Genomic DNA, 11,787 nt, shown 5'->3' on the forward strand with positions numbered 1-11,787 from the left:
GTCTGCCGCCATGGCGCATACTCTCCCCGCTGCGACAAGCGGAAGAGAGTCGATCGCGGATGCTGGATGTGCTGGGCCTCGAACCCGACGACGAGCGCGTATACCGGGCACTGCTCGGGCAGCCCAACTCCAGCGCGGTTCTTCTCGCCGATCTGCTGGCCCTGCAGCGGGCCCTCGTCGACAAGGCGCTGTCCCGGCTGACCGAGTGGGGACTGGCGACCCGATCGGCCGACGAGCGATTCACCGCCGCACCGCCGGCCATGGCGCTCGGCGCGCTCATCAGCCAGCGCCGGGACGGGCTGCGCATGGCCGAGCATGCCCTCGTGACCTTCGCCGAGGAGCACCGGTCGGCGATGACCGGCAGCAGCATCAGTGATCTGATCGAGGTGGTCACGGGCGTCGACGCCATCCGGCATCGCTTCCTCCAGGTGCAGCAGGCAGCCCGGACGCAGGTCCGCTCCTTCATCACCGCGCCGTTCGTCGCCCTGCCACCCGACGAGAACACGGCCGAACCCATGGCCCTCGACCGTGGAGTGCTCTTCCGCGCCGTACTGGACCGCGCCGTGTTGGCCGAGCCGGGGATCGTCCGTGACGCCGTCGACTCCCTGCGCAACGGGGTGCAGTTGCGTGTCACCGACCACCTGCCGATGAAACTCGTGCTGGCCGACGCGCACCTCGGCCTCGTTCCGCTCGCGGTCACCCCGGCGGGTGAGCCCGGCGCCGCCCTGCTGCACCGCAGTGGCTTGCTGGACGCGTTGGACGCGTTGTTCGAGACCGTATGGCGCACGGCCCGCCCACTCGAGCTCTCGGGTACGGGAGCCGAGTCCGAGGCCGTCGTCGAGGCCGGCCCGCAGGGCCCCACCGAGCTTGACCGCAGGATCCTGGCGCTGCTCCTGGCCGGACTGACGGACCAGACGGCCGCCACCCAACTCGGTCTGTCCCCCCGCACCCTGCACCGCCGCCTGCGCCGTCTGATGGACCTGGCCGGAGTCCAGACACGGATGCAGCTGGGCGCCTTCGCGGTCCGGAGCGGCTGGGCCGAGCATCTTCCGGCGTGACGAGGAGGTGCGCCACCGGATCGCGGCTGCGTGGCACCAGGCGCGCGAGCGGGGGGGCGATTACCTCACTGACACGGGCGCGGAAATCTATGTCGGCGGGAGTAGACATTGGGTGATGTCACGGCTATGGTTTCTCTCGTAGCTCAGAGAGACAGCAGGGCCCGGCAGAGATGAACTGCCGGGCAGCAGTACCAGCAGTACAGCTAGTTGCAGTCGCAGGACGGTGCGGCGGTGGAGTTTCGAAGCCAGGGTGGTTGCAGGACGGCGACGAGGCTGGCGGCCGGACCGGGTGGCCCGCAGTGATCAGGGGCCGCCATGAGGAACGCAGTTCGCAGTACCCAGCAGTGGAATGAGCAGCACCTCGGTGAAGGCGTCGGCTGCGGACGCGCGCGCCGGGAGGTTCGGCAGTGGGGTTCTAAGCCAGAGCAGACGCAGGATGGGCAACGGGGCTGGCTGCCGAAGAGTGGCGCTGTCGCAGGCCACCGAGCAGTACGCATCACCAGCAGTACATGCAGTACACGCAGTACCAGAGGTAGAGCAGTACCCCGTAGTAGGAAGTTGATCACCGAGGGAAGAACGGAGGAGCGGAACACCATCAGGATCGCCCGGACGGAAGTCTTGAGTCCGGGTACCGCAGGACATCGTAAGTGAGGTGGTCTCCGGTCAAGCAACCGCGATCCCCACACCCCCGACAGCAGTCAGGTCGGGTACGTGGACACAAGAAGCCGGCGCGGTATAAGGGTCGGCACGTGGTGTAGAAGTTCCTTCGGGGCCCTGGTGCCATATGGCACCAGGGCCCCTCCATGCGTTCCTGAGAGAGGTGCAGATGACAGCAGACGACTCGTACGGCCGTCTCGACGACGACGACTACCCCGCCTTCACGATGGGCAGGGCCGCCGAGATGCTCGGCACCACCCAGGGCTTCCTCCGGGCCATCGGCGAAGCCCGCCTCATCACCCCGCTGCGCTCGGCGGGCGGCCATCGCCGCTACTCCCGCTACCAGCTGCGCATCGCGGCCCGCGCCCGGGAACTCGTCGACCAGGGCACCCCGATCGAGGCCGCCTGCCGCATCATCGCTTTGGAAGACCAGCTCGAAGAGGCCCAGCGCATCAACGCCGAGTACCGCCGCGCCGCCGACGCGGCCCACCCGGCGATCGCGGCCTGAGACGGTGCGTGCCCGCCGGTCACCGGCGGGCACAATCCCACTCGTAGAGCCCCTGGACACCTCGCCTGGCGCGCGAATCGACGATCGCGCCGCGGAGTACATGATCGAGGAAGACGCGCAAGCATTTGGAGGGGGATTCCTCCGCCGTATCCGATGAGGTGCTCTCTCCCCTCGGGCTCCCGGTTACTGCGGCCGCCATCCCGCACCCGAACAGCCTGCCGATCAGGCGCCTGCTGCTCATGAACGCCGGGAGAGCAGGAGGGCGACAGCCTGACAGGCCACTTCAGCGGGTTGCGCCTACTCTGGAATGGAGGAACCTGCGAGACCGGAGGTCGCCATGATCATTCTCGGGGTCATCCTGCTTGTCATCGGCTTCGTAGCCGGCATTTCCATCCTGTGGACGATCGGGATCGTCCTGGTCGTGATCGGGATCATCCTGTGGATCCTCGGGGCGGTCGGTCACGCGGTCGGCGGACGCCGTCATTACTGGTAGACGCCGTCATCACTGGTAGGCGGCTCAACTCCGAGCCGGCGCCGCCCTCGTTGGGGTCGACGTTCTACCACGCCGCCCTGCGACGTGGAGGCGTCGCGCGATGTCCCTCTTCCTGCCCGCGGTCGGGTGCCACGACACAGGGCTGATCGCCATGAGCGGCGATGGCGCCAACCGCGGGCACGGTCGTCCCGGCGCACCTGCGCGCAGCCGGTCTCACCGGTCCGCGTCAGTGAGCGGCGCCGTACGATCGGGGCCGGAACGGATCGGGGGCTGAGCCGTTGCGGGGGAGAGCGCCTGTCGTCGGTTGCCATGGTCCCCCGTAGCCTCCGGGCACGGGGGATGCCCCCACCGACCATGGCGCCCTCCTCCGCCTTGCGACGTAGGCACCAGACCCCGCTCCCTGAACCGGCCTCATCCCACGAAAGGCCCTGGGCGAACGTGGCGCCCCACGTGGCCGGCCCGACCACACCGCCCACACTCAGCCCTCTGCTCGACTGGAAACCGCGGCGGGCCGCGTCTGAGCCGGGTCGGTACTGGCCGTCCACGGTGAGGGAGTAGCCGAGCGCTGTTCATCCGGTACTGGCAGGTCGCCACGCTTGCGTGCACGGTGGCCGGGGACTGGCGGAAGCTGACGCCGGGGTAGGGCAGGGGGCCGCCACCAGGGTTGACGTCGCCGCTGAGGACCCGGGTGTACAGATTGCCCGGGCGGCCGGTCGCATGGTGCTCCCGATGGCCGGTGATCGCCTGCGCCGGGCCGCACGACACCCATAGGCGGTTGATTCCGTACCGGATGGCGTCGATCAGCCCGGCCGTGATGACGTCGTAGGCGCCGCTGGTGCCACCTGTCAGTGCGCAGACCGCGTACCAGTCGTCATTGCTTTGCTGCACAGGGTCGCGGGGCGGGTCGCCATGGACCAGTTCGTCGTCGATCTGGGCGGGGAGGAGCCCAGGGCGGGCACCGAGGCCGTGCTCTTCGGCCCCGGCGACCGGGGGGAGCCGACCGCGGAGGACTCGGCGGTGGCCGCCGACAGCATCGCGTACGAGATCGTCACCCGGATCGGCGCGCGCGTCCCGCGCGTGTACCTGGGCGCACGACCTGCCCTGACGAGCCAATCGGCAGGAGGTGAGGCGTCAGACGGACAGCAGGTCCACCACGAAGACCAGGGTCGACCCCGCCGGGATCAACGGCGAGGGGGACTGCTTGCCGTAGCCGAGACGCGGAGGAACGATGATCTCGCGCCGGCCACCCACTCTCATCCCCCTCACCCCCCGGTCCCAGCCCTTGATGACCCTGCCCCCGCCCAGGGCGAACTTGAACGGCTGGCCCCGGTCCCAGGAGGCGTCGAATTCCTTCCCGGACTCGAACGTGACCCCGACGTAGTGGACTCTGACCACCATGCCGGGCTTCGCCTCCGCCCCGTCCCCGACGACCAGGTCTCGGACGGTCAGCTCGGTGGGAGCATCCCCCTGAGGAACGTCGACCTCGGGCTTCGTCAGTTCACTCACTGCAGCCTCGCACTCTCCGCCGGAAGTCCTCCTACGGACCAGCCGGACACATGGACCCTCCATGCGGTAGATGATCACGCTACCGAGAACGCCGACCCTTCGGACACATCGAATCGACGTCAGATCCCCGGTCGCAGGCCGACGCGGACTCCGCCCGCCGGTCCCCGGGGCGGGGTTCCTGCCCTGCGACGCCTCCCCGGCGCCGCGACGATGTGCGAGCCGATGAACCCGGCTCCTCCGGTGACGAGCAGGCGCATGACGGGGACGGGGTACGGGCGGCCCCCCCGCCACGAGACGATCCGCGCCTGGCCGTAAGACTTCCGTCATCGGCCGGCGCCTTCCGCCGGGGCTCCGGGTCGACTTGGATGGCTGCGGAACAGCCGGTGCGCGAGGAAGGCGGTACGTGTCGTGAGGAAGCAGTGGTGGGCCGTGGCGGCGGTGTCGGCCGTGGCCGTCGTGGTGGCCGGGCTGGCGTGGTTCAAGCCCTGGGCCCTGTGGGTGGACGAGACCGTGAACGAGGCACTGCCGTCCGTGTCCCCGTCCTCCACGCGGGCGCCGAGCATGACGCCGTCCGCCGTGCCGCCCAGCTCGCCGACGGGCCCCACGACCGTGGCGCGGGGCACCTTCACCAGCCACGAGCACACCACCACCGGCACGGTGAGCCTCATCCGGCTGCCCGACGGCTCGCACGTGGTGCGCCTGGAGAACCTGGACACCAGCAGCGGACCCGACCTGCGGGTCTGGCTTACCGACGCGCCGGTCAAGGAGGGCAAGGCGGGCTGGCACGTATTCGACGACGGGACCTACGTCAGCCTGGGCAGGCTGAAGGGCAACAAGGGCGATCAGAACTACGCCGTACCTGCGGACACCGACCTCACCGGCCTCACGAGCGTCACCGTCTGGTGCGACCGCTTCGACGTCTCCTTCGGCGCCGCCGAGCTGGCCTGACCGCGACGGCCCGGGTGTTCGGGGTCTCCTTGGGGGCCTGATCGCGGGGCCGCGAAGCGGGGGACAGGGGAACGGTCGCGGGCAACGGGGACTCCATCACCGTGCGCGGCCGTAACGATACCGCCGGGACGCACACGGGTCAGGACGTACTCGACGCTCGGAGACGGCTGCCGCCGAAGATCCGGGGCCGCGGCCCGGCCGGGCGGCCTCGTACCAGGCCGGACGCGGGCTCAGGCGAGGGCGGTGACCAGCAGGGCGAAGGCGGCGATGATGACGGCGACGCGGACGTAGTGGAAGCGGTCCCAGCGGTTCATCTGCTCCTTCCAGTCGGCGGGCCGGTTCTCGGGGGTCCATGTCTTCCCCCGGTTGTTGATCGGGACGAGCAGCAGGATCGACATGATCACGCTGAGGATCAGCAGCGCGCCGGCGGTGACGACGAGGCCGGTGCCGTCGTGGTGCCGTCCGGCGAAGGCCCAGACCGCGACGAGGGCGAGCGAGCCGATGTACCAGACGGGCATGAGGGCGCCGAGCATCCGACCGCCGTGGCTCCGGCCGCGTTGGTTGCTGTCGTCGGGGAGGGCGTTGAGGATCGGATTGATGACGAAGGCGACGGAGAACTCCACGCCCACCATCAGACCGACGATCACGGTGGTGACGATCTCCAGTGCGTCGAGCATGTCTACCCCTCCTGGAATCTAGTGTTGCTAGATGATGGTTCGACGCTAACGTTAATGCTGCTTGATTGTCTAGCGATGCTAGGATCGAGTCATGTCGGTACAGGAACGCAAGGAGCGCGAACGGGCGTCCCGCGAGCGCCTCATCATCGCGACGGCCCGCGAACTCGCCGAGCAGCAGGGCTGGGACGCGGTCACCACGCGTCGGCTCGCCGAGCGCATCGAGTACAGCCAGCCCGTCCTCTACAGCCACTTCCGCGGCAAGCGCGAGATCATCGGCGCTGTCGCCCTGGAGGGCGCCGCCGAGATGGCCACGGCGCTGCGGGCCGCCGCCTCCGCCGCGGACGGCCCGCGGGCCCGGGTCACGGCCCTCGCCCGCGCCTACCTCGACTTCGCCGAGCGCCATCCGGCGGTCTACGACGCCATGTTCCAGCTCGACGGCGGCCTGGCGTTCGCGGAGGAAGAGACTCCGGAGCCTCTGAAGGACGCCTTCGCGGCCCTCGTGGAGCCTCTCGGCGAGGTCGCCGGGGAAGGCGTCCGGCCCGGACTGTTCACCGAGGTGTTCTGGGCGGCCCTGCACGGGCTGGCGACCCTGACCCGGGGGGGACGGCTGCCCGCAGGGGACGCCGGGCGGAGGGTGGAGTTGCTGGTGGACCGGCTCGCCGTGGTCTGACGCGTCGTACGGCCGGGCAGCGGGGTCCTCGGCCCTCAGGTCAGGAAGGAGGGCGAGGGCCGTCGCGAGGGCGGCGGGCACGATCACTATCCAGGAGGCCTCGATCCGGTGGCGGTCTGTCAGCTCGCCCTCTCCGCCCCTTGATCCGAGGAGCCAGGCGCACAATCGGCTCGCGTGCAGGGGGATTTGACGCCAGTCTGGTGGCACGAGGGAGGAGTGGCCCGTGCTCGTGGTCCACGTGCTGACGACCGGAGCCCCGTGGCTCCTGCTGCTGATCGCTGCCGCCCTGCGGCTTCGCCCCGGCCGACCGCCGGTCCCCGACCCGCTCGGCCGCCCGCTCACCCCGGTACAGATGGGCCTGTTGCGCGGGGGCGAATGGGGGGCGGCACAGACCGGGCTCGTCGAGCTGCATCTGGCCGAGTCGATCGAGGCCGGGTGGCGGCAGACCGTCCAACCCGGCAAGCCGCGACTGCCGCGTGACTGTTCCGAGGTGGCTCGCGCCCAGTACCACACCCTGTTCGGCGCCACGCACCCTCGCCGCCTGCACGACATGGAGCGGGTGCAGCGAGCCGTACAAGGGGTGTCGACGGAACTGGAGCGGGCGGGACTTGTGGTCTCCCGCCGACGGGCGCGGGTCGTGCGGAGCGTGCTCCTGCCGGTCTCCGCCGCCGTTCCGCTCGGAGCCGCCGCGGGCGGACAGACGACGGTGTGGCTCGTGCTCGGCCTCCTCGCCGACGCCGGCGCGGTTGCCTTGTGGGTGTGGCCCCGGCGCACCCTGCGCGGCGCGAGGGTGCTTGCCCGGTTGCGCCGCGATCACGCGTCCGTCCGCCTGTCGACCGAGCGTCGGAGGGACGCGCTCCTGCTGAGCGTCGCACTGTTCGGCGTCCCGGCGCTCCGCGCTCAGCTCCCACGGTTCGCCGAGGAGAGCGGCCTGCTGACCCGACCGCCGAGGGAACCCATGGACCGAGGCGGCGGCTCCGGCGAAGGGCTCGCCAGCTGCGGCGGTTGAAGGGCGTCGTGTCGATCACGCAGGGGACACCTGCTGGCCGGCCCGATCGCATCCGCACCCCGCCGCTTCCACCCCTGACCGGCCGGGCTGGGCGCCTTCTCCAGCGCACAGGCGCGTCCTGTGACCGCCGCCGAGCCCCAGTCGCTCGCCGGAACGCCGCGCTGCGCGCCGCCCACGGACGCGGCGTCGACCGGGAGACGATCGCCCGCGCGGCCGGCCTGAGCCAGGCCCGCGTCGGTTCGGGAAACGTGCGCCGCCGCGTCCCGTGGCGGCCCGCTTCATCTTTCCCGGTGTCTCCGCGGATGCCCGAGCGCTGACGGGGCAGGCGTAGCCCGTGCCCGCACACGGGTGGGTTGCGGCCTGCCGTTCGGCGCCACGCCGGTGCCCGGCGGCGCTGCGGCCGGGCACCGGCCCGGCACGGATGCGCGTGGGCGGGCGGACAACGGAACGTGACGGCAGAGCGCAGGGAGCACAGATGAACGTCCGCCCGTGGTCCATGCGACCGGACCTCCGGCTCACGGCCCACACGGTCGCCGGCCGCTACCGGCTCGACGAACTGCTCGGGCGTGGCGGCGCGGCTGACGTGTACGAGGCGCTCGACCTGCGTCTGCGGCGACCGGTGGCGGTGAAGGTCTTCCGCCCGGAGGGGGAGGCTCAGGCGGAGGAGCGCTTCACCGACGAGGGTCGCCTGCTGGCCCAGTTGCAGCACCCCGGTCTGGTCACCTTGTACGACTCCGGCCAGGAGGAGGACGGACGTCCCTATCTGGTGATGCAGCTCATCAAGGGGACGACGCTGAGCCGTCGTATCGCGGTGGCCCCGATGACGCCCGCCGAGGTCGCCCGGATCGGATCCGCGCTGGCATCGGCACTGGCCCATGTGCACGCTGCCGGTGTCGTGCACCGCGACGTCAAGCCGTCGAACATCCTCCTGGACGAGACGGGCGCCCCGCACCTGACGGACTTCGGCATCTCCCGACTGCTCGACACCACCACCCACACCGCCACCGGCGTGCTGCTGGGGACGGCCGCGTACATGGCGCCGGAGCAGGTGCGGGGCAGAGGCGTGGGTCCGGCCGCGGACATCTACAGCCTCGGCCTGGTGCTCCTCGAGTCCCTGAAAGGCGAACTGGAGTACGGGGGAGCGCCCCTGGAAGCCGCCGTCGCGCGGTTGCACCGCCCCCCGGTCATACCGCCCGGCCTCCCGGCCGATCTCGTCGAGCTCCTGGAGGCCATGACGGATCCGGACGAGCGCAGCCGGCCGGACGCCCACGCCTGCCTGAGCGCGCTGTCCGTCCTGCCGGGCGGGCAGGACGAGCCGCCGGTCCTCGTCCAGGCCGACCCCCGGGGAGACGAACCGGGCCCGGCCGGCGACACACTTCGGTCGGAGGCGGCTGAGGTCTTCCGTCTGGATCAGCCCGGCATGGTCCAGAGGGAGGACGTCAGGGCCCGCACGGGCGCGGTGGCCGGTCCGCCGGTCGCGGCGACGCCGCGCGACGGACGCACGGTCTCGAAACCGCCTTTCCCCGCGCTCGCCTCCTTCCGCGCCGGCCGCGCCCTGGTGACGGCGGGTGCGGCCCTGGCCGTGTTCGGAACCATGCTGACCGGGTCCATCGACGGCCGGGTCGCGGAGGCCGAGGACGCGGCCTCCCGGCCACCGCGACAGACCGCGACAGAGCCGCCGTCGCCCACGGCGAGTCGTCCGGAGCCTTCGTCCTCCCCTGCGGCGCCGGCTTCCGACCGGGTTCCGCCGACGACGTCCCCCACCGGCGACACGGAGGGCGCCGCCCGAACGACCCGTCCGGCGGCAGACGGCGAACCTGCGGCCCCGGCCGCGTCACGGGACGAGCTCGGCAGTCCCGAGCGCCAAGCCGCACGAGGCCCGGAGCGCGAGAAGGCGGACGGGCCGCCGATCAAGGTCAAGGCCCCGAAGAAGAAGAAGCACGAGGGCTGACGGATACCGCCCCATGGTGCGCCGGTCGGCCGGCCCGGGCCCGCCGGGTGACGGAAGCGGCGTCGGAGCGTGGGCGAAACACACCGTCGAACCGCCCGCCGGGTGACGAGGCCCACGCAGGAAGCTCAGGAGGGCGGCGACGATCCGCCTGCCGGATCAGGCCGGGATACGGGTCTCTGCCCCGCCGACCCTGATCCGCCGGTCGCCGGCCCGCAGTTCCACCGTCAGGACGCCGGGACGCCCCATGTCCTCCCCCTGGTGGAGGGTGAGCACCGTCGCCTCGGGTACGAGGCCGAGCTCACGGGCGTACGCGCCGAAGGCGGCGGCCGCCGCCCCGGTCGCCGGGTCCTCCACCACACCGCCCACCGGGAACGGGTCCCGGACGTGGAAGACGTCCGCGGAGGCGCGCCAGACCAACTGAACCGTCGTCAGGTCGAGCCGGTGCATCAGGGCCTCCAGACGTGCGAAGTCGTACGCCAGGCGGGCCAGGCGCTCGCGGGTCGCGGCTGCCAGGACCAGATGCCGTGCGCCCGCGAAGGCGATGCGGGGAGGCAGGGCCGGATCGAGATCGTCGGCCGGCCAGTCGAGCGCGGCGAGAGCCTCGTCCAGGTCCTCGGCCGTGACCTCGTCGACGGACGGCTCGACGCTGGTGAGCGTGGCCCGCAGCGCCGCTCCCTCCCGCGTCACGGTGACCGGCACGGTCCCGGCCCGCGTGGAGAACACCAGGTCGCCGGGGCCGACGCGCTCACCGAGGGCCACGGCCGTGGCGACGGTGGCGTGGCCGCAGAAGGGCACCTCCGCCTTGGGGCTGAAGAAGCGGATGGTGTAGGCGCGCCCGGCGTCCGACCCACCGTCGGAGTCCGCCCCTTCGGGCGGCGCCGTCAGGAACGCGCTCTCGCTGTAGCCGACTTCGGCGGCGATCGCCAGCATCTCCTCGTCGCCGAGGCCCGTGGCGTCGAGAACGATCCCGGCGGGATTGCCTCCTTCGGGATCGTCGGAGAAGGCGGTGTAACGCAGGACTTCGGGGGTTTCCCGTACGGAGCTCATGCCAGGGGAACGGCACCGGGACCCGAGATGATTCCCTGATCAGGGGCCGTCCCGGCGCCTGTCCGCAAAGGGCCTTCACGCACCGGGTCGGGCACTTTCGGCGAACCGCTGATGGATGCGCGGATCGGGGGTACACGAGCCGACATGCCACCGAAGACCGAAAACCTGATGCCTTTGCGGGCCGCACGGCAGCTGCGCCGGGTCCGCGTCTTCTACGGGGCGGGCGTCCTGCTGTGGGCGGCCGCCGCGGCCTGGACGGGATGGACGCACCCGGGGAGCCGACAGATGTGGGTCTCCGTTCTTCTGTCGGCGGTATTCGTCGGCCTGCTCGCCACGGCCACCGTGTGGCTACGGCGCCTCCGGACCGCCCCCGGCCGCAGGCCGGCGCATCACGCCGCTCCGCGTGGTGTGACCGCTGCACGCCATGCGAGTGCCTGAACCCCGGACCGACATGTCAGAAGCCGTACTGGACGAGTTCATCACGGAGGATACGGAGGGTGAGGAAAGCAGGACGAGCCTCACTCTCCGCACCCATGCGAGGAGTCGCCATGACCACCTTTGTCATCACCGTTCCCGGCACGTTCACCTCGGACATCACCGACTCCGAACGAGCGGGCCTGGAACGGCGGCTGGCCCCCCAGCACACCGACGTCAGTGAGAGCGAGGGCGTGAACCTCCTCACGGTGAACGAGGACGGCACCTTCGCCATCCGGCTCGAAGTCGACGCCGCGGACCGGTACGAGGCCAAACTGGACGCGACCAGGCTCGTCGCGGCCGCGCTGAAGGAGACGGGGATCCCGGAGGGGGACGCCCCGCTCGGCCCGCCTGCGGTCACGGGTATCGACAGCGACTTCTGATCTTCCCGCGCTCCCGCCGCGGCCCGTGAGACCGGCACCACGCCGGGCTGCTTGCAACGGTGATGCGGGGGCACACGGACAACACCCCTTCGAGAGGAGCTGTTTCATGCTTGGCATAGTTGCGGCGGTCCTGTTCTTCATCGCCTTCCTGATCAACGCGGCGGACATCGGCACCAACGACGCGTTCTCCTCGACGAACCTGATGCTGCTCGGTCTGACGGCCCTCGCTCTGCAGGTGGCGGGCATCGGGCCCAGCCGGAGCGGCAGACGGCGCCCCTGAGGCCGGGTGGTCGCCCGGTATCGAGGTACCCCCGCCCCGGGGCTCCTGCGACCGGGTGACTGACCAGCGCCTCACGAAGGGGGCCGGCCTCGTGGCCGGTCCCCTTCGTCGTGCCCGGGGACTCAG

At 71.2% G+C, this 11,787-nt stretch carries 13 protein-coding genes and 1 pseudogene; 10 read left to right on the top strand and 4 right to left on the bottom strand.

Features of this window, described 5'->3' with window-relative positions; translation table 11 throughout:
• The first annotated feature begins 59 nt into the window (after positions 1-59).
• The 3 genes from ABZ567_RS31050 to ABZ567_RS31060 all read left to right on the top strand — a co-directional run bounded on the left by ABZ567_RS31050 (position 60) and on the right by ABZ567_RS31060 (position 2,716).
• Positions 60-1,058, top strand: coding sequence for a winged helix-turn-helix transcriptional regulator (locus ABZ567_RS31050; RefSeq protein ID WP_360796393.1), 999 nt, complete (start codon positions 60-62; stop codon positions 1,056-1,058).
• Between the two features lie 826 nt (positions 1,059-1,884).
• On the top strand, positions 1,885-2,223 hold the full coding sequence (locus tag ABZ567_RS31055; RefSeq protein ID WP_360796396.1) for a MerR family transcriptional regulator: 339 nt from the start codon (positions 1,885-1,887) through the stop codon (positions 2,221-2,223).
• A 337-nt stretch (positions 2,224-2,560) separates the two neighbouring features.
• Positions 2,561-2,716 carry a DUF6131 family protein gene (locus ABZ567_RS31060; protein WP_360796399.1) on the top strand — a complete coding sequence of 52 codons (156 nt, stop codon included), beginning with the start codon at positions 2,561-2,563 and terminating at the stop codon, positions 2,714-2,716.
• Here the strand turns inward: ABZ567_RS31060 and ABZ567_RS31065 are convergent.
• Entirely contained in the window at positions 2,707-3,261 is a 555-nt protein-coding gene (locus ABZ567_RS31065; protein ID WP_360796402.1) for a peptidoglycan-binding domain-containing protein, read from the bottom strand. The genes ABZ567_RS31060 and ABZ567_RS31065 overlap by 10 nt on opposite strands.
• 319 nt (positions 3,262-3,580) lie before the next feature.
• Between ABZ567_RS31065 and ABZ567_RS31070 the strand changes: the two are divergent.
• A pseudogene (locus ABZ567_RS31070) lies at positions 3,581-3,802 on the top strand (alanine racemase C-terminal domain-containing protein); the annotation flags it as partial.
• Positions 3,803-3,847: 45 nt separating this feature from the next.
• On the opposite strand, the gene ABZ567_RS31075 reads toward ABZ567_RS31070, so the two are convergent.
• The gene (locus ABZ567_RS31075) at positions 3,848-4,222 is read right to left on the bottom strand and encodes an FKBP-type peptidyl-prolyl cis-trans isomerase (RefSeq protein WP_360796405.1); all 375 of its coding nucleotides are present in this window, start codon (positions 4,220-4,222) and stop codon (positions 3,848-3,850) included.
• Positions 4,223-4,630: 408 nt separating this feature from the next.
• Here ABZ567_RS31075 and ABZ567_RS31080 point away from each other — a divergent pair, with 408 nt between their 5' ends.
• Complete coding sequence (locus tag ABZ567_RS31080; protein ID WP_360796407.1) at positions 4,631-5,170, top strand: DM13 domain-containing protein; 540 nt, start codon at positions 4,631-4,633, stop codon at positions 5,168-5,170.
• Positions 5,171-5,400: 230 nt separating this feature from the next.
• Here the strand turns inward: ABZ567_RS31080 and ABZ567_RS31085 are convergent, their stop codons facing one another.
• Entirely contained in the window at positions 5,401-5,847 is a 447-nt protein-coding gene (locus ABZ567_RS31085) for a DUF1772 domain-containing protein (RefSeq protein WP_360796410.1), read from the bottom strand.
• Between the two features lie 91 nt (positions 5,848-5,938).
• On the opposite strand from ABZ567_RS31085, the gene ABZ567_RS31090 reads away from it, so the two are divergent.
• The 3 genes from ABZ567_RS31090 (at position 5,939) to ABZ567_RS31100 (ending at position 9,477) form a co-directional block, all read left to right on the top strand.
• Entirely contained in the window at positions 5,939-6,517 is a 579-nt protein-coding gene (locus tag ABZ567_RS31090) for a TetR/AcrR family transcriptional regulator (protein ID WP_360796412.1), read from the top strand.
• A gap of 223 nt (positions 6,518-6,740) precedes the next feature.
• Complete coding sequence (locus tag ABZ567_RS31095; RefSeq protein ID WP_360796415.1) at positions 6,741-7,526, top strand: TIGR04222 domain-containing membrane protein; 786 nt, start codon at positions 6,741-6,743, stop codon at positions 7,524-7,526.
• Positions 7,527-8,001: 475 nt separating this feature from the next.
• Positions 8,002-9,477, top strand: coding sequence for a protein kinase (locus ABZ567_RS31100; protein WP_360796418.1), 1,476 nt, complete (start codon positions 8,002-8,004; stop codon positions 9,475-9,477).
• A 156-nt stretch (positions 9,478-9,633) separates the two neighbouring features.
• Here the strand turns inward: ABZ567_RS31100 and ABZ567_RS31105 are convergent, their stop codons facing one another.
• Entirely contained in the window at positions 9,634-10,524 is an 891-nt protein-coding gene (locus ABZ567_RS31105) for a PhzF family phenazine biosynthesis isomerase (protein ID WP_360796421.1), read from the bottom strand.
• A 548-nt stretch (positions 10,525-11,072) separates the two neighbouring features.
• Between ABZ567_RS31105 and ABZ567_RS31110 the strand changes: the two genes are divergently transcribed.
• Together ABZ567_RS31110 and ABZ567_RS31115 are read left to right on the top strand one after the other, a co-directional pair.
• Positions 11,073-11,381 carry a hypothetical protein gene (locus tag ABZ567_RS31110; RefSeq protein WP_360796424.1) on the top strand — a complete coding sequence of 103 codons (309 nt, stop codon included), beginning with the start codon at positions 11,073-11,075 and terminating at the stop codon, positions 11,379-11,381.
• A 106-nt stretch (positions 11,382-11,487) separates the two neighbouring features.
• Positions 11,488-11,661 carry a hypothetical protein gene (locus tag ABZ567_RS31115; RefSeq protein WP_360796427.1) on the top strand — a complete coding sequence of 58 codons (174 nt, stop codon included), beginning with the start codon at positions 11,488-11,490 and terminating at the stop codon, positions 11,659-11,661.
• Positions 11,662-11,787: the final 126 nt, after the last annotated feature.

The sequence above is a fragment of the Streptomyces sp. NPDC016459 genome (assembly GCF_040632845.1).
Taxonomy (GTDB): Bacteria; Actinomycetota; Actinomycetes; order Streptomycetales; family Streptomycetaceae; genus Streptomyces.

Excerpts from the sequence above, each read along its gene's own strand:
- ABZ567_RS31050 (WP_360796393.1), top strand. The coding sequence starts at position 60 with ATGCTGGATGTGCTGGGCCTCGAACCCGACGACGAGCGCGTATACCGG.
- ABZ567_RS31100 (WP_360796418.1), top strand. The coding sequence starts at position 8,002 with ATGAACGTCCGCCCGTGGTCCATGCGACCGGACCTCCGGCTCACGGCC.
- ABZ567_RS31060 (WP_360796399.1), top strand. The coding sequence starts at position 2,561 with ATGATCATTCTCGGGGTCATCCTGCTTGTCATCGGCTTCGTAGCCGGC.
- ABZ567_RS31115 (WP_360796427.1), top strand. The coding sequence starts at position 11,488 with ATGCTTGGCATAGTTGCGGCGGTCCTGTTCTTCATCGCCTTCCTGATC.
- ABZ567_RS31105 (WP_360796421.1), bottom strand. The coding sequence starts at position 10,524 with ATGAGCTCCGTACGGGAAACCCCCGAAGTCCTGCGTTACACCGCCTTC.
- ABZ567_RS31085 (WP_360796410.1), bottom strand. The coding sequence starts at position 5,847 with ATGCTCGACGCACTGGAGATCGTCACCACCGTGATCGTCGGTCTGATG.
- ABZ567_RS31090 (WP_360796412.1), top strand. The coding sequence starts at position 5,939 with ATGTCGGTACAGGAACGCAAGGAGCGCGAACGGGCGTCCCGCGAGCGC.
- ABZ567_RS31055 (WP_360796396.1), top strand. The coding sequence starts at position 1,885 with ATGACAGCAGACGACTCGTACGGCCGTCTCGACGACGACGACTACCCC.
- ABZ567_RS31110 (WP_360796424.1), top strand. The coding sequence starts at position 11,073 with ATGACCACCTTTGTCATCACCGTTCCCGGCACGTTCACCTCGGACATC.